The 24,437-nt window shown below is 55.2% G+C and carries 20 protein-coding genes; 3 read left to right on the top strand and 17 right to left on the bottom strand.

Annotated elements, in window-relative coordinates; genetic code table 11:
- The first annotated feature begins 390 nt into the window (after positions 1-390).
- A complete protein-coding gene (locus A6U95_RS07860; protein ID WP_065684089.1) occupies positions 391-657 on the top strand; it encodes a DUF1471 domain-containing protein in 267 nt (88 codons plus the stop codon).
- An 88-nt stretch (positions 658-745) separates the two neighbouring features.
- On the opposite strand, the gene yjfP is transcribed toward A6U95_RS07860, so the two are convergent.
- On the bottom strand, positions 746-1,498 hold the full coding sequence (gene yjfP, locus A6U95_RS07855) for an esterase (protein ID WP_065684088.1): 753 nt from the start codon (positions 1,496-1,498) through the stop codon (positions 746-748).
- A 99-nt stretch (positions 1,499-1,597) separates the two neighbouring features.
- Between yjfP and bsmA the strand changes: the two genes are divergently transcribed.
- Complete coding sequence (gene bsmA, locus A6U95_RS07850; protein ID WP_065684087.1) at positions 1,598-1,906, top strand: biofilm peroxide resistance protein BsmA; 309 nt, start codon at positions 1,598-1,600, stop codon at positions 1,904-1,906.
- Positions 1,907-1,972: 66 nt separating this feature from the next.
- On the opposite strand, the gene A6U95_RS07845 is transcribed toward bsmA, so the two are convergent.
- The 16 genes from A6U95_RS07845 to nnr form a co-directional block, all read right to left on the bottom strand.
- Complete coding sequence (locus tag A6U95_RS07845; protein WP_083196333.1) at positions 1,973-4,504, bottom strand: filamentous hemagglutinin N-terminal domain-containing protein; 2,532 nt, start codon at positions 4,502-4,504, stop codon at positions 1,973-1,975.
- 381 nt (positions 4,505-4,885) lie between these two features.
- On the bottom strand, positions 4,886-6,514 hold the full coding sequence (locus A6U95_RS07840; protein ID WP_065684085.1) for an isovaleryl-CoA dehydrogenase: 1,629 nt from the start codon (positions 6,512-6,514) through the stop codon (positions 4,886-4,888).
- A gap of 123 nt (positions 6,515-6,637) precedes the next feature.
- Positions 6,638-7,369, bottom strand: coding sequence for a 23S rRNA (guanosine(2251)-2'-O)-methyltransferase RlmB (gene rlmB, locus A6U95_RS07835; protein ID WP_021179009.1), 732 nt, complete (start codon positions 7,367-7,369; stop codon positions 6,638-6,640).
- A 59-nt stretch (positions 7,370-7,428) separates the two neighbouring features.
- A complete protein-coding gene (gene rnr / locus A6U95_RS07830; protein ID WP_065684084.1) occupies positions 7,429-9,948 on the bottom strand; it encodes a ribonuclease R in 2,520 nt (839 codons plus the stop codon).
- A gap of 59 nt (positions 9,949-10,007) precedes the next feature.
- The gene (gene nsrR, locus A6U95_RS07825; RefSeq protein ID WP_024483339.1) at positions 10,008-10,433 is read right to left on the bottom strand and encodes a nitric oxide-sensing transcriptional repressor NsrR; all 426 of its coding nucleotides are present in this window, start codon (positions 10,431-10,433) and stop codon (positions 10,008-10,010) included.
- A gap of 219 nt (positions 10,434-10,652) precedes the next feature.
- The gene (locus A6U95_RS07820) at positions 10,653-11,951 is read right to left on the bottom strand and encodes an adenylosuccinate synthase (protein ID WP_065684083.1); all 1,299 of its coding nucleotides are present in this window, start codon (positions 11,949-11,951) and stop codon (positions 10,653-10,655) included.
- A 97-nt stretch (positions 11,952-12,048) separates the two neighbouring features.
- Positions 12,049-12,249, bottom strand: a complete 201-nt coding sequence (locus A6U95_RS07815; protein ID WP_065684082.1) for a DUF2065 domain-containing protein — start codon at positions 12,247-12,249, stop codon at positions 12,049-12,051.
- A 106-nt stretch (positions 12,250-12,355) separates the two neighbouring features.
- Positions 12,356-13,366: a protease modulator HflC gene (gene hflC, locus A6U95_RS07810; protein WP_021807553.1), complete on the bottom strand. Its 1,011-nt coding sequence runs from the start codon at positions 13,364-13,366 to the stop codon at positions 12,356-12,358.
- A 3-nt stretch (positions 13,367-13,369) separates the two neighbouring features.
- A complete protein-coding gene (gene hflK / locus A6U95_RS07805; RefSeq protein ID WP_065684081.1) occupies positions 13,370-14,638 on the bottom strand; it encodes an FtsH protease activity modulator HflK in 1,269 nt (422 codons plus the stop codon).
- A gap of 92 nt (positions 14,639-14,730) precedes the next feature.
- Positions 14,731-16,011, bottom strand: coding sequence for a ribosome rescue GTPase HflX (hflX, locus tag A6U95_RS07800; RefSeq protein WP_024483336.1), 1,281 nt, complete (start codon positions 16,009-16,011; stop codon positions 14,731-14,733).
- Between the two features lie 98 nt (positions 16,012-16,109).
- Positions 16,110-16,421, bottom strand: a complete 312-nt coding sequence (gene hfq, locus A6U95_RS07795; RefSeq protein ID WP_021179001.1) for an RNA chaperone Hfq — start codon at positions 16,419-16,421, stop codon at positions 16,110-16,112.
- 113 nt (positions 16,422-16,534) lie between these two features.
- On the bottom strand, positions 16,535-17,476 hold the full coding sequence (miaA, locus tag A6U95_RS07790; protein WP_065684080.1) for a tRNA (adenosine(37)-N6)-dimethylallyltransferase MiaA: 942 nt from the start codon (positions 17,474-17,476) through the stop codon (positions 16,535-16,537).
- Entirely contained in the window at positions 17,469-19,331 is a 1,863-nt protein-coding gene (mutL, locus tag A6U95_RS07785) for a DNA mismatch repair endonuclease MutL (RefSeq protein ID WP_065684079.1), read from the bottom strand. The genes miaA and mutL overlap by 8 nt, the downstream gene beginning before the upstream one ends.
- 28 nt (positions 19,332-19,359) lie before the next feature.
- Positions 19,360-21,102, bottom strand: a complete 1,743-nt coding sequence (gene amiB / locus A6U95_RS07780; RefSeq protein ID WP_065684078.1) for an N-acetylmuramoyl-L-alanine amidase AmiB — start codon at positions 21,100-21,102, stop codon at positions 19,360-19,362.
- A gap of 7 nt (positions 21,103-21,109) precedes the next feature.
- A complete protein-coding gene (gene tsaE, locus A6U95_RS07775; protein ID WP_065684077.1) occupies positions 21,110-21,580 on the bottom strand; it encodes a tRNA (adenosine(37)-N6)-threonylcarbamoyltransferase complex ATPase subunit type 1 TsaE in 471 nt (156 codons plus the stop codon).
- A 10-nt stretch (positions 21,581-21,590) separates the two neighbouring features.
- Positions 21,591-23,105: a bifunctional ADP-dependent NAD(P)H-hydrate dehydratase/NAD(P)H-hydrate epimerase gene (gene nnr / locus A6U95_RS07770; RefSeq protein ID WP_065684076.1), complete on the bottom strand. Its 1,515-nt coding sequence runs from the start codon at positions 23,103-23,105 to the stop codon at positions 21,591-21,593.
- Between nnr and queG the strand changes: the two genes are divergently transcribed.
- Entirely contained in the window at positions 23,104-24,243 is a 1,140-nt protein-coding gene (queG, locus tag A6U95_RS07765; RefSeq protein WP_059199518.1) for a tRNA epoxyqueuosine(34) reductase QueG, read from the top strand. The genes nnr and queG overlap by 2 nt on opposite strands.
- Positions 24,244-24,437 lie beyond the last annotated feature (194 nt).

Genomic DNA, 24,437 nt, shown 5'->3' with positions numbered 1-24,437 from the left:
GGCTGAAAAATGACGCGTAATCATACCGGCGCAAGGAGGGGAACTCAAGGACTGAGTAGGATTTATTGAGGTTTATGCGTAAGGCCACGAGAAATAGCACGATTTGCTGACAGAAAAAGCGATGTATGCCGATCCATAGGTTTTAAAAATCCTTCAACAAAATCATCGGCCCACTGGAAATCATTATCATTTTATTTGAACAAGGCCATCAAAATCTCCCCCTTTTTAATCCTGACTATCGGACTAGAGTTAAATTATCCGCCGCAGAAAGCGCAGCGATAAAGGGTTGCAGTTATTCAAGATTGATAAATAACTTTTTGCTTAATGAACAGTATATCGGCAGCGAGCCAAGTGACACGCCGCTGTAGCAAAGGGTTAAGAGAGGTGTCTATGAAACGTATCACCATCGCTACCGCTATCGCGTTGCTGCTTTCCGCCAACGCCATGGCCGCCACTGAGATCACCGCACACCAGGCCGCAGAGCGCCAAAGCATTGGCTTCGTCAGCCTGACTCAGGAAGTGGTTTCACCCGACGACGCGACGTCCCAAATCAACAAGATTGCCGATCAACGCGGCGCCAGCGCTTACCGGATTGTTGCGCTACATGAGCCAGGCAGCACCGCGTCTATCCACGTCAGCGCCGAGCTTTATCGCTAACCGAAAAATGCAGCACCAGGGAACCCTGCCGCACCAAGAGGCAGTCGATCAGTAAAAGCCATGCCTTGCCCCCTCCCTCGGGGGCTTTTTACAGTGAATCCTGGAAGAAAGCTGCGGTAGCGTTCAACGCACCAGGGGTAATACGATGGCGTACTTCCGCTTCAGTGAGGTAGGTCAACCTCCGATCCAGGCCGCGCTGGCGTAACTCACCGGCCAAGCGCTCACTCTCCACCGCAGGCACCACATCATCGGTGTCACCATGCCATAACAGCAGTGGCCGCTCGGCAAAACTCTCCCAATGATGTTCAACTTCATAAGCGGCCAGTGGCGCAAGACGTGCCATGAGCGCGGACTGCTCCAGCGGCTGGCCATGCGCATCCAATGGCGGATACAGCGTCTGCGCCAGTGACGTAAAGTAGCCCGACCCCATCAGGCTGGCGGCCGCTTTCACCCAAGGATAACGGGTAAAGGCACCCAAAGTGGTCATGCCCCCCATCGAAGCGCCCGCCACGCCAATGCGATCCCCGGCAATTAACCCACGCTGCTCAAAGTGCGTTTTGAGTGCGGGTAACTCATCGACGTTACTTTTGAGGATTTCCCAGAAATGCGCCAGCCGCCGGGCTTCATCACCATCAAACCGCTCACCGTGCATCGCACAATCGGGCAGCACCACCCGGAAACCGACCTTGGCCAGTGCATAGGCAAAATAGGCGTACACCTCTTTCGATGAGGTATACCCGTGATAGAAAAAGATCGTGGGTAACGGCTGAACATAGCGCCCGGCTGGCACCGCATGGATCACCGCAACGTCACCCACCCGCTCATCATGGATCTCGATCATGTATTCCCCCTGCGCTCAATCTTCTCTATGATGGCAAATATCGGCCCGAAACCGTAGTTCAAACCGTTCTACTCTATGCTAAATAGCGATGAGGCCAGCATGAATCTTTCCCGTTCGTTGATCACCCTATTGCTGTTTGGTTTGTTATCCGGCTGCAGCGTATTTAAAACCACGCCCAAACCCCCACCGCCGCCAACCTCTCAGGCACAAGAGATCACCCGCGCCCAAACCACCGAGTTGGAGAAGATGGGGACGATCAGCGCGCTAGTGCATGGCAGCCCGATGAACGTGGAAGCCGAGATCCAGCGCAAAGCTAACGCCAGCGGGGCACGCTATTACATGATCATCATGAACAGTGAAACCATCGTGCCGGGCCAGTGGTATTCACAGGCGATACTTTATCGGTAGCACCAACTCTGAGATAGAAGTAAAAACGGGTGCCTGATATAAGCACCCGTGAGGGAGTTTGCGCAATTACTCTTTGATTACCGGCCCACTTACATCACCGTTATTGGTGTATCTCCCCGTCAGGTTCAGTTTCACACCTTCCAGGCCGCCAATCACCGCACCACGCCGGTTAGTAAAATTCTGGCTGTTGATCGTGGTGACCTTGTCGGACCATAATTGACCGCTGTTGGTCAACGCCCCGTTGACGCGAATACCCAGCCCTTCACTACCATGGACTAAACCGCTGTTGGTAAAGGCTGAAGTCACTTCTACGCTACTGCTACCTGTTGAAGAAATTGTGCCATTGCCGTTATCCAGGCGGTTAGCCAGCAGCGACAGATAAGCCACACTTGAAAGGGTGCCGCGGTTGTTATCCACGTTGCCAGCATACTGCATGTTCAAGTTGCCGCCGCTGGCAGCAATCAACCCCCGACTGTTGTACACCCGGTTACCGGCCATACTCAGATCGCCCATACTGATAATGCCTCCTTGGGTGTCTTCCGGCATATCGATATGCACCCCCATCACTCGACCAAAATTCTCACCATTACGGTTATAGAGAGTTACCGCCTTTATTTCTGCCGTCTTATCGGCATAAATCAGCCCCTCGTCATTGCGCAATGTGTCGGTATGCACATGAACTTCCTGCCCCCCCAACAAGCCCGCATTGTTGTTGACCGTGCTGGCGTACACCTCCGTGCTACCCAGCGCACTACGGATCACGCCATAGTTGTTATTAAGGGCATTTTGGATGCGAACGTCATTGCCCTTGTCCAGGGTTAACCCACCCGTGCGGTTATCCAGGCTGTTTGCTCGCAGTAACAGCTTACCCTCACCGCTAACACTGCCATCCCGGTTGTCCATGGCGTTGATATTGGCGAGCTGGATATCCCCCATTGCAGAGATCTGCCCCCCCTCGTTGAGCAGGTTACTGCCGTTGGTGTTTACGTTCAGCATCTTGGTCGCTTGCAGACTACCGGTTCTATTGGTCAGTAGCCCACTGTTGATATCCAACGCCCCAGCCGACTCAATCAAGCCGTTGGTGTTATTGAGCGCAGCGTTGTTTGTTGTCAGCTTAAAATCATCACCCGCACTCATTTTGCCGTTAGCGCTATTGTTCAACGTACTGCTGGTAGACAGATTTACGTGATGTTGAGCCGCTATTTCGCCGCCACGGTTATCAAGCGTGCCGCCAACGGTCATCGACAGATCGGACAACGAAGAACCAAAGGCAAAAATCTGCCCATTACGGTTATCCAGCGCACCGCTGATGATAGTGGAGTTACCACTGGTGGTGATCAGGCCATTGTTATTGTTCAACTGACCCGTTTTCAGGGCCATACCCAAGGTGCTGTAAATGCCGGTATCGTTATTGCGGCCAGTATTGGTCAGCAACTGCCCATTGGTATCGATAGTGATCTGTGAACTGGATTGCACCATACCGTTGGTATTGTTCAATTGCCCACTATTGATGCTCACAGAGCCGATGGCGGCTATGTTGCCGTTGGTATTAGTAAGGCGGTTTTTATGGGTATTGATAGTGATACCACCGTTACCACCGGTGATTTTCCCCCTGGTATTATTAATAGTACCTGCGGTGTTCAGTTTGTTGGCGTGGGCGGCGGATAGGGTCCCTGAACGGTTATCCAGCACACCATTAACGTCCATCACCAGATCTGAAGTGGAAGCCGCGATGGTACCGGCATTACGAACGCCTACTCCGCTTTCTGTCCCCACCAAGGTGATCTTGCCGGCATACATCCCCCCCAAAGCAGCAACGTCAATCCCGACACCGGGTCTGCCCAACGCCGAGGCCAGCGCAGTCGCCTGGGTATTATCCGCATTGACGTTATTACGGCCAGTGGTCACTTTCAAATCCTTGGCCCAGACACCGGCATTAATCGCCACCGAGCGGGCAATCAAATCGGTATAATTACTGTCGCCGCTGTTCAGGCCATTGCCATTAATAACAATGCTGCCCCTTTCCGTTTTATATCCCTGTATGGCACCATCGGCAATCTGGGCAGTACCGGTGGTCAGCGTTGCTCTGCCGGCATTAATAAATCCGCAGCCGCTACAGGTAATACCGGCCGGGTTGGCAATAATTACCTGAGCCTGCTGACCTGCAACTTCCACCATGCCATTTAACACGCTGGCCCGATTAGAGTTGACCTCATTAAGGATCACCGAGGCCGCCCCACCGCTTAAATTGACATTACCCGCAAGACTCCCCGCCAGTTGGCTATTCGCACCATCGATGCTGTTATTCAGCACCACACCGTTTTTATCAACGTTGAACTGGTTGAAGATATTATGCGAAACACCCCCTTTACCCGCAGCGTTAATATTCACCACGGTCGAACCATTCGCCCCGGCATTAACCCCAGGGCTAGAGGCCTGCCCAGCGTCGGCAACGATTGCCGCATTAGCCACGGAAACGCAGCCCAAAGCTAGCAGCCCGGCAAAGTAGAGTGGCGAAAGATTCATCCGTAGAGATGAATTGCTCTTTTCCTTACGTGTCGATAAATCGGTTGTGGACGAGTGATTACTATATGTCATGCTGTTAATTCCTTTTACACAATAGGAAAGTCAGTAGATTGCCGCGAACAAGCCGCAATAAAAAAGACTTTCCCAAATAAATAATTAGCACAGATTGGCACTCACGAGCCGTGCTTAATCTCCATTACATTAAAAATGTAACATACAACCCGTTACCCACTCAGCCAATTAGTTAAGCAGAACCCAAAAAAGGGTATATCCCGCGAATTAACGAGAATTACCCTTAAAATAACAGCAGAACACATCTTAGGCGCTCACACGAAATTAATATCATGCGAGATATTTCTATAATTAATCATTCGAGCTGAAATCAGACAGGAAATTATACATCCAATGCCATCAGCATATTATCTGATGGCATTTCCAGCCCCGAGTTCCTGTTTATCCCCCCATAGCCCGCTGGAGCAGCGTATCGCACACCTCCGCGGGCAGCACTCTATCTCCACGATAATCCAGCGTTAAGTGGCACCAGGCTTCCCCAATTGGCGGGCTGGCATGCTGCAGCAGTTGGGCGGCACAGCACAGATCGAATAACTGCTGGGTTAACAAACTCCCCATTTCTTCACGCGGTTGGCGCATACGCTGTTGCCATTGCCGCCAGGCGCGATCGAACAACCGGTTCTGCCCGCGCACCGGCAACAGTTCCTGCTGCAGCAACTCTAGCGCACCAGGCAACTTATGCAGACTACGCATGACGTCCAGGCACATGATGTTGCCCGACCCTTCCCAAATGCTGTTTACCGGTGCTTCTCGATACAGACGCGGCAACTCGCTGTCTTCGCAATAGCCGATCCCTCCCAGCACTTCCATGGCTTCCCCGATAAATGCCGCGCCTTGATGACAGATACTGTATTTTGCCGCCGGGGTCAGTAAGCGGCTGTAGACCACTTCGCCTTCATCCCCCCGGCTTTCCCAGGCTCGCGCCAAACGGAGCAGTAAAGCGGTATACCCTTCAAGCCGTAACGCCATGCGGGCCAATACCTGCCGCATCAATGGCTGTTCAATAAGGCATTTACCAAACGCTTGCCGTTGCAGGGCATGGTACAGCGCCACCGAAAGGCCGCGGCGCATCAGCCCATGGCTACCCAAAGCGCAATCGAAACGGGTCATCCCCCCCATCTTGAGGATTTGCCTGACGCCATCCCCTTCATCGCCCAATAACCAGGCCGTTGCGTCCTGAAACTCGGCTTCGCTACTGGCATTGGAACGGTTGCCCAGCTTGTCTTTAAGCCGCTCCAGGCGGATGGCATTGCGCGTGCCATCAGGTAAGATCCTTGGCAGAAAGAAGCAGGACAGCCCGCCTTCCGTTTGCGCAAGCACCAGATGGGCATCACTCTGTGGCACCGAAAAGAACCATTTATGGCCCACCAGGCGATAGGCCTCCCCATTGCCACGACTGGCGAGCGGTACAGCGGTGGTGGTATTGCTCAGCACGTCCGAACCGCCCTGCTTTTCCGTCATTCCCATGCCGATCAACAGCCCGCGCTTTTGTGCACCGGGCAACAGATGAGGGTCATAACGATCGGAAAGTAACGGGGTTAGCCAGGATTGATACTCCTTTGGCAGGGAACGCTGTAGCAGTGGGATAGCGCCAAAGGTCATGGTGATTGGGCAGAGCGTGCCGGCCTCCACCTGAGCGTGCAACACAAAGCGGGCGGCGCGGGCCACCAAGGAGCCAATACGGGCATCTTCCTGCCACGGCAGGTTATGCACCCGGTTAGCGACCAGCCCCTGCATCAGGATGTGCCAGGCTGGATGAAAGCGCACGTCGTCCAGGCGTTGCCCGGTAGCGTCATAGCGCAGCAACTCCGGTGGGTTGGTATTGGCCAGCCTCCCCAACTCCAGTGACTCCTGCGTGCCTAACTGCTGCCCAAGCGAGGCTAGAACATCGCTATCCCAACCCGCCAACTCGCGCTGCAACGCTTCACGCAACGACGTATCGGACAGGAAGAGGTTGCTGTTGCCCAAGGGCTTGGGTTGGTTAAAGACGGTATGCGTAGTCCAGACCATGAGATTGCTCCCTGATTAACGCTTCAGGGGTAATTATGGTCATTAGCTGTATTTCTGCCGCTGGCGGGATCACAAGATAGGAGATTAGAGGTAGGGATGACAGATTTCACCCCTATTAAATCATCAGCTGCGCTGACGCACCGCTTCAAATAGACAGACACCGGTCGCTACCGAGACGTTCAGCGACGAAACCGTACCGGCCATCGGAATGCTGATCAGTTCGTCGCAATGTTCACGGGTCAAACGACGCATACCTTCACCTTCCGCACCCATTACCAGCGCCATCGGGCCGGTCATTTTGCTTTGATACAGCGTGTGGTCGGCTTCACCCGCCGTGCCCACGATCCAGATGTTCATCTCTTGCAGCAAACGCAGGGTACGAGCCAGGTTGGTGACGGTGATCAGTGGGACATTCTCGGCCGCACCGCAGGCCACTTTCTTCGCCGTCGCATTCAGTTGGGCAGAGCGATCGCGTGGGACGATCACCGCATGGACACCGGCAGCATCGGCACTACGCAGGCAAGCCCCCAGGTTATGGGGATCGGTAACGCCGTCCAACACCAGCAGGAATGGCGTTTCAACGCTTTCCAGCAGCCCAGGCAAATCGTTCTCCTGATATTTCCGCCCTTCACGCACCCGCGCAATAATGCCCTGGTGGACGGCCCCTTCGACCTTCTCATCCAGCCATTGGCGGTTAGCCACCTGGATCACAATACCGGTCGCTTCCAGCTCGGCAATCAAAGGCTGTAAGCGGCGATCGTCACGCCCCTTGAGAATAAACACTTCCAGGAAACGTTGTGGATCGTTGTCTAGCAGGGCTTTGACAGCGTGAATACCGTAGATAATTTCGCTCATGATGCTCTTTTAACTGTGCGGCCGGGATGACCCGGCCGGGGATAATAACGTGCGGCAGGTTAACCCTGCTCGGCACCTTTCTTCTTGCTGGCACGCTTGGCTTTGGTCGCGGCCGCTATCTTTTTGGTTTTATCAGACGCTTTTTTGGCTTTTGCCTTCGGATCGGTTTTCGCTTTCGCCTTAGGGTCTGGCTTCACCTTGTCTGCAGGTTTGGCCTTGGCCACATCTTTTTTACGGAAGGCGCTGTCTGGCTCAAAGTTGGCAGGCGTCTTGCCGCCACGGCGTTTACGTTGAGCCTGACTGCGGCCCGCTCCAGCACCGTCGCGCAGCGTACGCTGGCCACCATTCTTGGCACGTTCGCGCTCGGTTTTGCCTTCACCACGCGGTTTGCGGGTGCTGGAAACCAGGGCGAAGTCGATCTTGCGTTCGTCCATATGCACGGCCTCAACGCGGATCTCCACCGTATCTCCCAGGCGATAGACCATGCCGGAAGATTCGCCGATCAGACGCTGGCCGATATTATCGTAGCGATAGTAATCGTTATCCAGCGTGGACACGTGTACCAGACCATCGATAAACAGATCGCTCAGGCGGACGAAGAAACCAAAGCCGGTGACGCTGGCAATAACGCCGCTAAACACTTCACCGACGTGATCCTGCATAAAGTCGCACTTCAGCCAGTCCGCTACGTTACGCGTAGCTTCATCGGCACGGCGCTCGGTCATCGAGCAGTGCATACCCAGTTGCAGCATCTCTTCCAGATCGCTGTGCCAGCCTCCGGTTGGCGTCCAGCGCTCTTTCTGTTCACCTTGCTCCTTCGCCAACACGTACTTGATGGCGCGGTGCAGCGACAGGTCCGGGTAGCGACGGATCGGCGAAGTAAAGTGGCCATAAGAGGCCAACGCCAGGCCGAAGTGGCCACGGTTTTCCGGATCGTAGATCGCCTGTTTCATCGAACGCAGCAGCATGGTTTGCAGCATTTCACGGTCCGGACGTTCCGATACTTCATCCATCAAAGTGGCGTAATCTTTCGGCTGCGGCTTCAGGCCGCCACCCAGGGTCAGGCCCAGTTCGCTCAACACGCTGCGTAATGCGGAAATGTGATCGTCGCTTGGGCGATCGTGCACACGGAACAGCGCAGGTTCGTTATGCTTCTCAACAAAGCGTGCCGCCGCAACGTTCGCCATGATCATGCACTCTTCGATCAGTTTGTGCGCGTCATTACGTACCGTTGGCTCTACGCGTTCAATACGGCGTTCGGCGTTGAAGATAAACTTGGCTTCTTCGGTTTCGAAGGCGATACCACCGCGTTCGGCACGAGCCTGATCCAGCACTTTATACAGCGCATGCAGCTCCTGCAGGTGTTTGACCAACGGATGATACTGCTCGCGCAGCTCCTGATCGCCCTGCAAGATATGCCAGACCTTGGTGTAGGTTAAGCGCGCATGGGAGCTCATTACCGCTTCGTAGAATTTAAACGAAGACAGACGGCCCGATGCGGAGATGGTCATCTCACTCACCATACACAGGCGGTCAACCTGCGGGTTGAGCGAGCACAGGCCGTTGGAAAGCACTTCCGGTAGCATTGGCACCACTTCCGACGGGAAGTAGACCGAGGTGCCGCGGCTACGGGCTTCGTCATCCAGCGCCGTGCGCGGGCGCACATAGTAGCTGACATCGGCAATCGCGACCCACAGGCGCCAGCCGCCACCGCGTTTTTTCTCGCAGTACACGGCATCATCGAAATCGCGGGCGTCTTCGCCATCAATGGTGACCAGCGGCAGGTGACGCAGATCCACACGCCCTTTCTTGGCGGCTTCCGGCACCTGCTCACTGAGGTCGGCAACCTGCTTCTCCACCTGAGGTGGCCAGGTATGCGGGATCTCATGGGTACGCAATGCGATATCCACCGCCATGCTGGTGCCCATTTTATCGCCCAGGATCTCGACGATCTTGCCCACGGCTTTGGTGCGGCGCGTTGGGCGCTGGGTCAGCTCGACCACCACCATAAAGCCCATCCGCGCCCCGCTGACCGAATCGGCAGGGATCAGAATATCGAAGCTCAGGCGGCCGTCATCCGGCACCACGAAGCCGGTACCGGCATCGGTGAAGTAGCGGCCAACAATCTGGCTGGTTTTGGGCACCAGCACGCGCACGATACGCGCTTCACGGCGGCCTTTGCGATCTTCGCCCAGCGGTTGAGCCAGCACCACATCGCCGTGGATGGCCATTTTCATCTGCTCGGCGGAGAGATAAAGGTCGTCTTTACGCCCTTCAACCCGCAAGAAGCCGAAGCCATCGCGGTGGCCGATCACCGTGCCACGCAGCAGGTCCAGACGCTCCGGCAAGGCATAGCACTGGCGGCGGGTAAAGACCAACTGGCCATCACGCTCCATCGCACGCAGGCGACGGCGCAGGGCTTCCAGCGCTTCTTCGCCGGATAAATTCAGTTCATTGCCCAACTCTTCGCGGCTGGCCGGCGTTTCACGTTTCGCCAAATGGGCCAGAATAAATTCGCGGCTAGGAATTGGGGATTCATATTTTTCTGCTTCTCGTTCCAGGAATGGATCTTGTGACATTGAGGTTCCTCCGTTGTCATCAGCAGGGTGTCGCTGAGCCTTGTCTTCTCAGTAACGCTTTATTCGACAAGCAAAAGCTTGTAGAGCGGTGAATTGTCTTCGACCATGTCGGCCAATGTGTGACTATCCAGCTCCTCAAGGAAATTCTTTACCGCCTGCTGGAGCACTTGCTTCAAACGGCAGGCTGGGGTGATATGACAAAAATCGCTGCTGCAGTTAACCAACGAAAGCGGCTCCAGCGCCCGCACCACGTCGCCAATACGGATGCTCTCAGCCGGTTTACCCAAGCGTATACCGCCGTTTTTACCCCGCACGGCGGTTACAAAGCCTTCACGGCTCAGCTGATTGATAATTTTTACCATATGGTTACGGGAAACCCCGTACACCTCCGTAACCTCAGAGATGCTGGTCATTTTGTCCGCAGGCAATGATGCCATATAGATCAATGCCCGTAGGCCATAGTCAGTAAAACTTGTTAACTGCACGTTTACCTCTGGGTATCTGCCGATTTTCGGCGATTTTCTTTACTATCTTATTGGATGATAAACCAGCCGGAGAGTTCGCAGCTAATTATTTAGTACATAGCCGACTCTCAACCGGAGCAACGAAAGGATTTTGTGAGGTGAAAACGCCATCGGGGAGGATACATGAGGCAAACAAACCGGGACTTGGCCCGGTTTGTTTGGTGACAGTAGGTAAACAGATTATGCGTCGAACGGATCGCGCAGGATCATGGTTTCGCTACGGTCTGGGCCAGTAGAGATAATGTCTACCGGTACATCAGTCAGCTCTTCGATGCGTTTGATGTAGTTCAGCGCTGCCTGTGGCAGTTTGCTGTAGTCTTTCACACCAAACGTCGTTTCGCTCCAGCCCGGCATGGTTTCGTAGATTGGCTCAATACCTTCCCAACCTTCTGCAGCCAGCGGCGTGGTAGTCATTTCGCGGCCGTCCGGCATGCGATAACCCACACAGATCTTCACTTCTTTCAGGCCGTCCAACACGTCCAGCTTGGTCAGGCAGAAGCCAGACAGGGAGTTGATCTGCACGGCACGGCGAACGGCAACCGCATCCAGCCAGCCGGTACGACGGCGACGGCCAGTGGTAGCACCAAACTCATTACCCTGTTTGCACAGGTATTCGCCGGTTTCGTCGAACAGTTCGGTTGGGAACGGGCCTGCACCTACACGGGTAGAATAGGCTTTCACGATGCCCAGCACGTAGTCCACGTAACGCGGGCCAATGCCAGAACCGGTTGCTACGCCACCAGCGGTGGTGTTGGAAGAAGTCACGTACGGATAGGTACCGTGATCGATATCCAGCAACGTACCCTGTGCACCTTCGAACATGATCAGATCGCCACGCTTGCGCGCGCCGTCCAGCAGTTCGGAGACGTCAACTACCATCCCGATCAGGATATCGGCAATCGACAACACATAGTCAAGGGTGGTCTGGTAATCGACGGCTTCTACTTTGTAGTAGTTAACCAGTTGGAAGTTGTGGTAATCGATGATGTCTTTCAGCTTGGTAGCGAAGGTAGCTTTATCGAACAGGTCACCAACGCGCAGACCGCGACGGGCAACTTTGTCTTCGTAAGCCGGGCCGATACCGCGGCCGGTGGTGCCGATGGCTTTGGCGCCACGCGCTTTCTCACGCGCATTATCCAGGGCGACGTGATAAGGCAGGATCAGCGGGCAGGCTTCAGACAGTAACAGACGTTCGCGTACCGGGATGCCGCGCGCTTCGAGTTCACCCATTTCCTTCATCAACGCGTCTGGCGCCAGAACCACACCGTTGCCGATGACGCTGGTCACGTTTTCACGCAGGATACCTGAAGGAATTAAATGAAGAACGGTTTTTTCACCGTTGATAACCAGAGTGTGGCCAGCGTTATGGCCACCTTGGTAGCGCACAACATATTGAGCCCGTTCAGTCAGCAGGTCTACGACCTTACCCTTACCTTCGTCACCCCATTGGGTGCCCAGTACGACGACGTTCTTACCCATTTTAAAATCACCAGGTTGCTTAAAAATGGATTCTACCACCCTAATTCTTCAGTTTCAGCACTTTTAGCATACGATTGCGTACTTTTTCGGCTAAACTTTAAACCCCCGTGTGTGTACGCAACATGTAGTAGATCACACAGCCTGCAACCACTAATCCCCCACCAAAACGCCGCAGCGTAGCATCGGGTAGTTGCGACATTGTCTGAACCATTTTACGCCAAGCCTGTGGGAACAGCATCGGCCCCAGCCCTTCCAGCACCAAAACCAACCCAAGCGCCAGCCAGATTGTCGAATTCATCCTTCCCCCAAAAAAAGAAAGGCCCGCGTTTAAACGGGCCTTGGTTCTACCCCTATTCTTTCAAACCATGGCCTGAAAGCTATCGGGGATCGCCATCATGCTGACGTTATCTGTTGCGCGTAGCAACCGGCGACTTCATGTAGCGGAAGAAATCGCTGTCCGGGCTCAGCACCAACACGTCCTGGTTGCCAGGGCCGAAGCTGGTTTCATAAGCACGCAGGCTACGGATGAAAGCGTAGAAATCCGGATCCTGACTGAAGGCATCGGCAAACAGTTTAGCTGCTTCCGCATCGCCCGCACCGCGGGTGATACGCGCCTGACGCTCGGCTTCCGCGATGGTACGGGTCACTTCGTAGTCGGCGGTGGCTTTAAGCTTCTCAGCCTCTTCCTTACCTTGTGAACGGTGACGACGGGCTACCGCCTCACGCTCTGCACGCATACGCTGGAAGATCGCATCGGACACTTCCGCAGGCAGGTTGATCTGCTTGATACGGACGTCCACCACTTCAATACCCAGTGCTGCCATGCTGTTCGGGTTAACCGCTGGCTGTTTGCCATTGGTTTCACGCTCAACACGGGCTGCCGCAGAAGCAATAGCGTCATCGGCTTCGGTAGCGGCGGCTTCTTCGCCGTCACCCACGGTACCGGTGTTCAGCGCATCACGCACGTCTGCCATCAGACGGCCACGGGAGTCGGTCACGATGTCACGCACGTCCAAACGGCCAATCTCGGAACGCAGACGGTCGTTGAACTTGCGTTTCAGCAGCAGTTCCGCCTGAGAAACGTCACCACCACCGGTGGCCAGGTAGTAGCGGCTGAAATCACTGATACGCCATTTCAGGTAGGAGTCGACGATCAGGTCTTTCTTCTCGCTGGTCACGAAGCGATCGGCCTGGTTGTCCATGGTCTGGATACGGGCATCCAGCATTTTCACGGTTTCAATAAACGGGATCTTGAAGTGCAGACCCGGTGCATAAACCAGCGGTTTGTTTTCGCTGTCGCGCAGTACTTTACTGAAACGCAGCACGATGCCGCGCTCGCCTTCCTGAACCACAAACATTGAGGCGTAAAGGGCTACCAACACCACCGCGAGGATAACTATGAAAGACTTACGCATTGATTATTCTCTCCCTACGCGTGTGTTGTCGCTACGCTGCGCATTCGCCCGGCGTTGGTCCATGATGGAACCACTGCTGGAACTGTTGGTGCTCGCATCCGATGAAGGAGTCGAGGCTGGCGCAGGGGCGAGAAGGTTCTGTCCGGCATCTTTGCTGCCTTCGGTAACCGGCTTACCGGCACCGCGCAGCATTTGATCCAGTGGCAGCACCATCAGACTGTTATTGCCTTTGTTGTCTGCCACCAACACCTTACGGGTGTGGCTCAACACTTTTTCCATGGTTTCGAGGTACAGACGCTCACGGGTAATTTCCGGTGCGGCTTTGTACTCCGGCAACAGCTTGGCGAAACGAGCAACCTCACCCTGGGCTTCCAGAACGGTCTGGGCCTGGTAGGCGCGCGCATTTTCCAGCAGGCGCTGTGCAGCACCGTTGGCACGCGGCTGAACTTCGTTGGCGTAAGCTTCTGCTTCACGAATGGATTGCTGCTCGTTCTCACGTGCGGCGATCGCGTCATCAAACGCGGCTTTCACCTCTTCCGGCGGACGTGCAGCCTGGAAGTTGACGTCCAGCAGAGTGATCCCCATTTTGTATGGACGGATGGTATCTTCCAGTACACGCTGAGTGTCGCTACGGACGATAGTACGGCCTTCGGTCAGGATCTTGTCCATGGTGTATTTACCGATAACACCACGCAATGCGCTGTCTGTCGCCTGTCTCAGGCTGTCGTTGGCATCGGTTACGCTGAACAGATAGGCTGCCGGATCGGAAACGCGATACTGCACGTTCATCTCGACGCGCACCACGTTCTCATCGGAGGTCAGCATCACACCGGACGCGGACAGGTCACGGACCGACTCCACGTTAACCGGGCGAACCTGATCGATAAACGTCGGTTTCCAGTTCAGACCTGGCTGCACCAGATGGCTGAATTTACCAAAGCGAGTGACCACACCACGTTCGGCTTCTTTGATGGTATAGAAACCGCTGGCGGCCCAGATCACCACCACCGCAACCGCAGCGATGCCGACAATCTTGCCACTGAAGCCAGGCCCGATTGAACCCGTTCCACCGCTGTTATTGCCGTTGGAGCCTTTGCCACCGCCGGTCAGGCTGCTCAATTTCTTGCTCAGCTTGCGGAAGATGTCGTCTAAATCCGGTGGCCCTTGATCGCGACCGCCTTTATTGTTACCGCCAGAGTTGCCGCCATTATTATTGCTGCTCCCCCACGGGTCGCGGTCCTGTCCGTTATTACCGGGCTGATTCCACGCCATGTTTTAGCTCCATTATTCTGTGATTGGGTACTTCAGGCTAATGCTTAGCCCACTCTTCTATTGAGCGGGCACACAAATGTAACAGGATATGATCATACGATAAAGTTAATCAGTTCCTGTTCCTGCTTGCAGAGGCGGCGCCACTCCACGATCGGCATACGCACCACCACGCCGATACTGCCGTCCTCTTCATTCCACTCTTTTTCGATCGCCTGAAGCTGGTAGAAACGGCTACGAAGACGGCCTGCCTGTGGCGGTAAGCGCAGCTCATAATGCGCGATTTCCCCCGATAAGCGCTCCGTCAACGCCTGAAATAGCAACGGGATACCTTCACCGCTGGCGGCGGACAGCCACACTCGGATCGGTAAATTTTCCTCGTTGCGATCGATACGCGGGACAAAATCATCCAGCATATCTATTTTGTTCATCACTAACAGTGTAGGTATTTCATCCGACTCAATCTCTGCCAACACGGAGTTCACCGCTTCAATGTTTTCATCCACCCGGGTATCCGCAGCGTCGATCACATGTAACAACAGAGAGGCCTGGCGCGTCTCTTGCAGTGTCGCTTTGAACGCGGCAACAAGATCGTGCGGCAAGTGCCGGATAAAGCCTACGGTATCCGCCAACACGGTATCGCCTACGTCCGCCACGTCAATACGCCGCAGGGTAGGATCCAGGGTGGCAAATAGCTGGTCCGCCACATACACTCCGGCAGACGTAATTCGGTTAAACAGGGTTGATTTGCCTGCGTTGGTGTAACCCACCAGCGATACGGTTGGCACATCGGCACGGGTACGCGCTCGTCTCCCTTGATCGCGCTGCTTCTCTACCCGCTCAAGGCGGCGCAGGATCAGGCTGATGCGATCGCGTAGCAGACGACGGTCAGTCTCTAACTGAGTCTCCCCCGGCCCGCGCAGGCCAATCCCCCCTTTCTGACGTTCAAGGTGAGTCCAACCACGAACCAGACGAGTGGCAATATGGCGCAATTGCGCCAACTCTACCTGCAGCTTACCTTCATGGGTACGGGCACGCTGGGCAAAGATGTCGAGAATCAACCCGGTGCGATCGATCACCCGGCATTCACACAGACGTTCGAGATTTCTCTCCTGCGCTGCGGAAAGGGCGTGATCAAACAGGACAACAGACGCGCCGCTGGCTTTCACCGCATCTGCAATTTCTTCGGCCTTTCCTTCACCGACAAAGTATTTTGGGTGAGGTGCTTTGCGGCTACCAGTAACCACTTGCAAAGCCTCAACGCCCGCAGAGGACACCAGTGATTCGAACTCACTGAGATCTTCTGTATCTTTGTCTTGCGAGAAATAGATATGAACCAGGACGGCCTGCTCACCGGCTTCATAACGGTCAAACAAGCGTGCAACCTCTCAAACGGAACAAAACCGCGAGTTTGGGGGACATAAACAGCACTGCGCTGCTTATGCTCCCCGTCATGGTTGACTCGCAACGCGCTTTATTCAGCGTCATCGCTTTCCTGCTGCGGCTGTTGCGGCGCAGACGGGTTGTTACCATGGTGATAATTGCTGGTGCCGCCGCTGCTCGGGGTGTTGCTGTGGTGCGATACCGGGCGCGATGGAACAACGGTAGAGATAGCGTGCTTATAAACCATCTGGCTCACCGTGTTCTTCAACAGGATGACAAACTGGTCAAAAGACTCAATCTGGCCTTGCAGCTTAATACCATTCACCAAATAAATAGAAACCGGAACACGTTCACGACGCAATGCGTTCAGGAACGGATCTTGCAAAGATTGCCCCTTAGCCATTCTATCTTTTCCTTATTTGTTTGTTGTTTTTAACCAAGAACCTGTCGGCTCAAAATAAACGACCTAAAAAATTTGCGCGCTGAATACTCATCAATTGTACACAATCACTCAACCTATGCACTAACAACCTGTGTTACCGAGTCTAAAGCCTCTCCCGGCTTTTCACTGTCCAACCACCGAACCGACTCCCAACCCCGTAACCAGGTCATCTGGCGTTTGGCCAACTGACGTGTTGCGCAAATACCTCGAAAAACCATCTCATCGTAACTAATCTCGCCAGAAAAATATGACCACATCTGGCGATAACCGACACAGCGAATGGAAGGCAAATCCGTATGCAAATCACCCCGTGCAAAAAGTGCACGCGCTTCCGCCTCAAAACCCGCCGCCAACATCTGATTGAACCGCAGCTCGATACGTTGATGCAACAACTCCCGGCTGACTGGCGCTATCGCAAATTGGTGAACATGATACGGCAACGATTCACCCGAAATTTTAGTCAGTTCAGTTAAAGTTTTACCCGAAATCAAAAAAACTTCCAGTGCTCTGGAGAGTCTCTGTGGATCATTCGGATGAATACGTAAGGCTGCAACCGGGTCTATCGCCTGCAATTGGCGGTGTAAAGCCTCCCAACCCTGCTCCGCCGCCTGCTGCTCAATCTGCTCGCGCACGGCGGGATCGGCAGAGGGTAACGGCGATAAACCTTCCAGTAACGCCTTAAAGTAAAGCATTGTGCCCCCCACCAACAGCGGAATACGCCCGGCGGCAGTAATATCAGCCATTTCCCGCAACGCATCGGCACGAAAATCGGCCGCCGAGTAAGCTTGCGCGGGATCGCGGATATCAATCAAACGGTGTGGTGCCTGGGCCAACTCTTCCGCCGAGGGTTTAGCCGTGCCGATATCCATACCGCGATAAATCAGGGCGGAATCGACACTGATCAGTTCGACGGGCAAGCGCTCACGCAGCGCCATCGCCAAGGCGGTTTTGCCTGAGGCCGTTGGCCCCATGATAAAAATGGCTGGGGGACGAGGGGTCATTTCAATTTCAGTCATGCTTAAGTGCTGCCAATGCAGCCTGCAAATCAACGGGTTGTAAAAGAGCGGCAGGAGGGGATTTGACCAGTTGCGGGCAAAGTCGTTCAACTTCTGTCAACAATTGTATCGCTTGCGAGCTGTTCCACACTTCATGTTCGCTGCCTAATTGGCTGGCGATCCAGATGGATAGCACCGTTGGCGACATCTCCTGATGTTCGGCCAGATAGCCTAACAGCTCGGGTATCAACTTTTGTAAATTTTGTTGGCGTAATGGTAAAGGTACTGCGCGCAAAGTCACACGGCCGTGATCGGATTGCAGCTCCAACCCCATTTTGACCAGCAGCGCCTGATGTTGCACGCAGGCGGCCGCTTCATTTTTATTCAACGTCAGCTTAATCGGGATCAGCAGCGGCTGTGGCCGTAATCCCTCTTCAGGCGGGCAAAGCTGCGCCTGACGCAGCCAACGTTCGGCCATGGTCAGGTTCAGTAACGCCAACTGCTGACGCTGTTCAACCAGCGCATAGCTCGGCGGGCAAATCATCAGAACGCGGCCAAAACTGTGCTGACTACCGGCGAGCGGTGTTTCCTGCACGGCGTTAACCGGCGGGAACAGCGGCTGTTTTACCGTATCTGCTGGCGGCGTAGCCTGCAACAGCTTGCCATACAGCTCGCCTTCACGCTTTTGGTAACCCGCACCGGCCTGATAGGCTGGCTGCGGGGCACGTTCACGGGCAGCGGAGGGTTCAGCAGGTTGACGTTCACGCTGCGGCGCAGGCTGGGAGAAATGGTTGCCACCTGCGGCAACGCGGTTCTCCGGCTGCCAGACGGGAGCCTCCTGCGCAGCGGACTCTTCAGCCAATGGCAGCGCGGCATTACCCGCCTGCTGCAACACCGTGGTAACCGCCTGATAGATAAAATCATGTACCAGCCGAGCCTGATGAAAACGCACCTCATGCTTGGCCGGGTGAACGTTGACATCTACCTGATGCGGATCCACTTCCAGATACAGCACATAGGCAGGCAGTTGATCGTCTTTCAACTGATCCTGATACGCCTGACGAATGGCATGATTAATCAGCCGATCGCGCATCATCCGGCTGTTGACGTAGCAATACTGCATTTCGCCAAGCTGACGCGCTCCTTGCGGATCCGCCACCCAGCCGCGGATGCTGAGATCGCCATGCTGCCAGGAAATCGCCAACGCATGCTGCAAGAAGGCAGGGCCACAAATGCTGGCCAGACGCCGCTCATGCTGGCTTTCTTCTTTTGCCGCGCGATACTGACGCATCAGCTTGCCGTTATGGCTGAGGTTGATCGCCACATCGAAACGCGCCAGCGCAATGCGCCGCACCACTTCGTCGATATGGCCAAATTCGGTTTTTTCGGTGCGCATGAACTTGCGCCGTGCGGGGGTGTTGTAAAATAGATCGAGCACTTCGAGCGTGCTGCCCACCGGATGAGCTGCCGGTTTGACGGTGACCGCCTGATCGCGCCCTTCCGCGTAGGCTTGCCAGGCTTCGCTCTGTTCCGCCGTGCGTGAGGTCAACATCAGACGGGAGACCGAGCTGATACTGGCCAACGCTTCGCCGCGAAAGCCCAGGCTGACTATGGCCTCCAGATCGTCAAGCGTACTGATCTTACTGGTGGCATGTCGCGCCAGGGCCAAGGCCAGGTCGGCTTTGGCAATGCCACAGCCGTTATCACGGATGCAGATCAGTTTGGCCCCGCCGCGTTCGATATCAATATCAATCCGCGTTGCCCCAGCATCCAGGCTATTCTCTACCAGCTCTTTGACTACCGACGCAGGCCGTTCGACCACTTCTCCGGCGGCAATCTGGTTGGCTAGCTGTGGCGGTAACACCTGGATAGGCATGGGGCTCCCTCTGTTGTTGGCATCAAGCCTACGGAATGATCAGCGTCCGATCCAGCGGCGCAACATCCGACTTTAATTTGTTAACCCGTTTAAGCTCGCTGACGCTGACGCCATATCGCGCAGCGATGGATGACAGCGTATCACCGCGAGTCACCTTATGTTTGCTCGGTTTAGCGCTTTTTGCCTTGGCCTTGGCCTGAACCGGTGCTGCCGCCGTTTTCCCAGCGGGGACCTTCAGACGCTGGCCAACCCAGACGCCGTCTTTTTTCAGCTTGTTCAGCTCACGTAGCGCCGCCATGCTGGTGCCATAGCTACCGGCAATGCCGGAAAGCGTTTCCGCCCGCTTCACCACATGGATCTGCGTTTTTCCTACACTGGCGCTGCTTCTAGCCGGGCTGGTCATCGGCTCAGGCTGTCTGAGATCCTCTGTCGTGGAGTTAACCGCCGCTGCGACGTCCAGCGGGCGGTTTTCCACCTTTGGGTCGGCTTGTAGCGGATGCGCCAGGAAATAACTGCGTAGGCCGTTGTGGATCGCCCGTGCAATTTTATCCTGATATGCGCTACTGCCCAGCAGTCGCTCCTCCGTGCTATTACTGATAAACCCGGTTTCCACCAGCAGCGATGGAATATCCGGTGAACGCAGCACTCCCAGGCTGGCGTGTTCCGGACGGCGTTTGTGCAATGAACCTACGACCTGTAACTGTTGCAAGACCTTAACGGCCACGTCATAACCGACGCGCTGCGAATGACCAAACTGCAGATCCAGCACCGCCTGACTCAGATAAGGGTCGGCCTGGCTGTTGGCCAACAGATCGCCCGCGCCGCCCAGCAGCTCGGACTGTTTCTCGTGCTGTTCCAACCAACCGGCCATCTCGCTGTTAGCCCGGCGATTGGACAATACCCAAACCGAAGCCCCTTTGGCGCTGCGATTCGGTGCGGCATCCGCGTGGATAGACACCAACACGTTGGCCCCCTGCTTGCGCGCCACGTCAGAACGGCCCATCACCGAAATAAAGTAATCCCCGTTACGCGTCATCACCGCTTTGAACATCGGATCGGCATCCAACAGCGCACGCAGACGATGCGCGATAGCAATGGTGACGTTTTTCTCCTTCAGGCCGTTTGGCCCGATAGCGCCAGGATCTTGTCCACCATGGCCGGCGTCGATCGCCACCACTACCCGATCGCCAGAACCGGCGGACACCCGGCTGCTACGAGGGGTAATGCTGGTTGCCGTGCCTGATACCGCAGCCGACTTCGGAGTAAATGGATTGGCGCTACTCGACGTGACCGGCGCTTTACGTACTGGCTCACTCACCACCGGCACAGGCACAGGAACCGGCGCCTTACGGACGGTGTTGGTCGTCGTCTTGGCTTCTGAGGTGATGGTGAAGACGACAATGTAACTGTTACCCTCTTGACGCGTCGCCACACGGGTTTTGGCTCGTTGGGTTAAATCAAACACCAAGCGTACGGTTTGCGCATTTTTCGGCTGACTGGAGCGAATTCTTTTTACCAGGTTTTGGCCGCTGAAGTTCAACGGCAGGCCGCCCACCTTGCCCGTTTGGGTAACGTCCAGCACCACCCGATCCGGGCCATGTAACGTAGCGAAGGTATACTCCGGAGGACCGGTAAAGCTCACCGATACCGTGGCTTCACGCTGAGCATTGGTCACTTTGACGTCCGAGAGGGACGATGCCGCCCAGGCACCAAACGGCCCCAGCAACGCAAGCAAGGCAATTACAGCAAATCTTCTTAACCCATACATCATTGCTGCGTCATCCTTGTTGCCTCTGGATACTTTCTAATAATTGTTCGCCATAGGCGGAAACCGCCTGGAGCTTCGCCTGACGCCCTTCGTCTTGGTAACTGAGATGCAGCTCCAGATCGGGATCGGGCAGCACGCCGGTACCCTGCTGCGGCCACTCCACCAGGCAAATCGAGTCCTGGGCAAAATAGTCGCGGATACCCATAAATTCGAGTTCTTCCGGATCGGCCAAGCGATAAAGATCAAAGTGATAGACCGCCAGTGGTTGCAACGCATAAGGTTCCACCAGCGTATAGGTTGGGCTTTTCACATTGCCCTGGTGGCCTAACGCCTGCAAAAAGCCGCGGCTGAAGGTGGTTTTACCGGCACCCAAATCCCCATAAAGATAAATCACGCTGGCACGATCGCACGCCAGGGCCAAGACGGCCCCCAGTGCGACTGTGGCTGCCTCATCCGGCAGCGGTAAAACGAGTTCTTTCATTCGATAATGTCTATTTTGCCAACTCAGGGTTAACGTAATGAGGGATCACCGCCAGCAGATCGGTGGCCAGTAATCCCCTTGTTCCTTGTTTTGCAGCAACATGATCCGCCGCTGCGCCGTGCACTACGCAACCCGCGCAGGCAGCATCATACAGCGGCAGTTTTTGTGCCAACAAACCGCCAATGATACCCGACAGCACATCTCCCATGCCACCGGATGCCATGCCAGCATTGCCAACGTCGGCGATCGCCATCTGTCCATGCTCATCGGCGATCAAGGTGCCTGCGCCTTTCAGCACCACAACGCCGCCGAATTGCGCGACCAACCTGCGGGTTGCAAGTAAGCGATCACTCTCAATATCAGCGGTGCGGCAGCTCAATAATCGCGCGGCTTCACCAGGATGCGGGGTAATAATACGATTCTGACGCTTCTCGGGGTGTAATGCCAGTAAGTTAAGCGCATCTGCGTCCCATAATGTTGGTTTATCACTGGCTTGCAGCTGTTGCAACGCATTGCGGCCCCAATCGCCCTGGCCAAGCCCCGGGCCAATCACGACCACATCGGCCCAGTCCAGCGCCTGTTGCAGGATATCATCACTCAGGCGCTGCACCATCAACTCAGGCCGAGCGGTCAGCAGCGGCCCAATGTTTTCACTGTGAGTAAGCACTCGCACTAGCCCAGCGCCGGTCCGCAGCGCCGCTTCCGCGGCCATGCGGATTGCCCCGCCAAAGCCGTGATCGCCCCCCACCAACAGTAAACGACCATGCTCCCCTTTATGAGAACAAGGGCGGCGAGGCTTCAGCCATCTGCCCAAATCACCAGCCGTAATACGCTCGATCTGCGGGGACTGTATTGCCAGCCAATCCACCAATCCTAGCGTACTGTAATGCAGTTGCCCCACCCAATCACGAGCCTGCCCGGTCAGCAACCCTGGTTTGAGTGCAATAAAAGTCAGCGTATGGGCCGCACGGATCGAGACTCCCGGTACGGATCCGCTTTCAGCCAGCAGGCCAGAAGGAATATCCAGAGCAACCACTGGCGCATCGGCTCGGTTGGCCGCTTCGATCAGGGCATCATAGGGCGCTCTGGGGACCGCCCCCAACCCGGTGCCTAACAATCCATCAATGATGAGATCGACATCCTCTGGCCAACGGCTGGTCGCGGGCAGGACTTCTCCGCCGCTTTCCAACCAGGCTTGCTGGGCGGTAGCGGCCTCTGGCGGCAATGGACGAACGCCTTCGCAGGCAATGAGCGTCACCTTGATGCCCGCCGCACGGGCCAGACAAGCAACCACATAACCATCGCCACCGTTATTGCCATGCCCACATAGCACCAGCCAATGCCTGCTGGCCGGATACCGGTCGCACGCCAGCTCATAAGCCGCCGCACCGGCACGCTCCATTAACGAATACAAGGAGAGGCCCAGCGTTGCGGCAGCAGCAGGTTCAGCCTGGCGGATCCAGTCTGCAGACCAAACAGAGTGTGGTAAACTGGAACAGTATTGTTTCTCACTATGGCCCGTCATGACACACCCCCTCGATCTCGATCAACTCGCCCAACATATCAAGCAATGGGGGCAATCGCTAGGATTCCAGCAAGTAGGGATCTGCGATACCGATCTCAGCGCGGAAGAACCCCGATTGCAGGCATGGCTGGATAAGCAATACCACGGCGAGATGGAGTGGATGGCACGTCACGGCATGATGCGCGCGCGGCCACATGAATTATTGCCCGGCACACTGCGGGTGATTAGCGTGCGCATGAACTATCTACCCGCGAAAGCCGCGTTCGCCAGTACGTTAAAAAACCCGCAGTTGGGCTACGTTAGCCGTTATGCGCTGGGGCGTGATTATCACAAGCTGCTACGCCAACGGCTAAAAAAACTCGGCGATCAAATCCAGGCTTATTGCGGTGAACTGAATTTCCGGCCCTTTGTGGATTCGGCCCCCATCATGGAGCGAGCCTTGGCCTCAAAAGCCGGCATCGGCTGGGTTGGTAAACACTCACTGATCCTCAACCGCGACGCTGGCTCCTGGTTTTTCCTGGGCGAGTTGTTAATCGATCTGCCCCTGCCGGTGGATAAGCCGCAGGAAGAGCAGTGTGGCCGCTGTGTCGCCTGCATCACCACTTGCCCCACCGGTGCGATAGTTGCGCCTTACACCGTCGATGCCCGGCGCTGCATCTCCTACCTGACCATCGAGCTGGAAGGCGCTATTCCAGAAGAATTCCGCCCTCTGATGGGCAATAGAATCTACGGCTGCGACGATTGCCAGCTCATTTGCCCGTGGAACCGCTTCTCGCAGTTGACGGATGAAGACGATTTCAGCCCCCGCGCTGCGCTGCATGCCCCGCAGTTGATCGAGCTGTTTGGCTGGAATGAGGAGAAGTTTCTCCGTATCACCGAAGGCTCTGCCATCCGGCGTATCGGCCATTTGCGCTGGTTACGCAATATCGCGGTAGCACTCGGCAACGCCCCTTATCTGGATCAGATCGTTATCAGCTTGCAGACTCGGCAAGGTCAGGATCCGATGCTGGACGAGCACATCAGTTGGGCACTGGCTCAACAGCTTGCACGCCGTGAAGCCCTGGCGGTTGAGGTGCAGACTATGCAGAAAAAACGTTTAATTCGGGCGGTTGAGAAAGGATTACCGAGGGATGCTTAGAAAACCCTCAGACTCTCCCTGTGGATTTGTGCATAAAAATAAAAATGCGTTGTCTTTCAAGCGTCACAAAAAGAGCAAGTGATCGAGATAACGTTTTATAAGAAATAAATGTTGATTATTATCAATAAGATATAAATTTCATTTGTGAGGCGTTGCAATTTTGCACAGAAGGTATTATGTACAGAATCTGTGGA

Source organism: Serratia sp. 14-2641, assembly GCF_001692375.1.
GTDB classification, from domain to species: domain Bacteria; phylum Pseudomonadota; class Gammaproteobacteria; order Enterobacterales; family Enterobacteriaceae; genus Chania; species Chania fonticola_C.
The sequence above is the reverse complement of the archived record's forward strand: the minus strand, read 5'-3'. Positions and strand labels throughout refer to the sequence as shown.

Coding starts and splice junctions, on each gene's coding strand:
- A6U95_RS07860 (WP_065684089.1), top strand. CDS start 391: ATGAAACGTATCACCATCGCTACCGCTATCGCGTTGCTGCTTTCCGCC.
- yjfP (WP_065684088.1), bottom strand. CDS start 1,498: ATGATCGAGATCCATGATGAGCGGGTGGGTGACGTTGCGGTGATCCAT.
- bsmA (WP_065684087.1), top strand. CDS start 1,598: ATGAATCTTTCCCGTTCGTTGATCACCCTATTGCTGTTTGGTTTGTTA.
- A6U95_RS07845 (WP_083196333.1), bottom strand. CDS start 4,504: ATGACATATAGTAATCACTCGTCCACAACCGATTTATCGACACGTAAG.
- A6U95_RS07840 (WP_065684085.1), bottom strand. CDS start 6,514: ATGGTCTGGACTACGCATACCGTCTTTAACCAACCCAAGCCCTTGGGC.
- rlmB (WP_021179009.1), bottom strand. CDS start 7,369: ATGAGCGAAATTATCTACGGTATTCACGCTGTCAAAGCCCTGCTAGAC.
- rnr (WP_065684084.1), bottom strand. CDS start 9,948: ATGTCACAAGATCCATTCCTGGAACGAGAAGCAGAAAAATATGAATCC.
- A6U95_RS07820 (WP_065684083.1), bottom strand. CDS start 11,951: ATGGGTAAGAACGTCGTCGTACTGGGCACCCAATGGGGTGACGAAGGT.
- A6U95_RS07815 (WP_065684082.1), bottom strand. CDS start 12,249: ATGAATTCGACAATCTGGCTGGCGCTTGGGTTGGTTTTGGTGCTGGAA.
- hflC (WP_021807553.1), bottom strand. CDS start 13,366: ATGCGTAAGTCTTTCATAGTTATCCTCGCGGTGGTGTTGGTAGCCCTT.
- hflK (WP_065684081.1), bottom strand. CDS start 14,638: ATGGCGTGGAATCAGCCCGGTAATAACGGACAGGACCGCGACCCGTGG.
- hfq (WP_021179001.1), bottom strand. CDS start 16,421: ATGGCTAAGGGGCAATCTTTGCAAGATCCGTTCCTGAACGCATTGCGT.
- miaA (WP_065684080.1), bottom strand. CDS start 17,476: ATGACTGAAATTGAAATGACCCCTCGTCCCCCAGCCATTTTTATCATG.
- mutL (WP_065684079.1), bottom strand. CDS start 19,331: ATGCCTATCCAGGTGTTACCGCCACAGCTAGCCAACCAGATTGCCGCC.
- amiB (WP_065684078.1), bottom strand. CDS start 21,102: ATGATGTATGGGTTAAGAAGATTTGCTGTAATTGCCTTGCTTGCGTTG.
- tsaE (WP_065684077.1), bottom strand. CDS start 21,580: ATGAAAGAACTCGTTTTACCGCTGCCGGATGAGGCAGCCACAGTCGCA.
- queG (WP_059199518.1), top strand. CDS start 23,104: ATGACACACCCCCTCGATCTCGATCAACTCGCCCAACATATCAAGCAA.
- nnr (WP_065684076.1), bottom strand. CDS start 23,105: ATGACGGGCCATAGTGAGAAACAATACTGTTCCAGTTTACCACACTCT.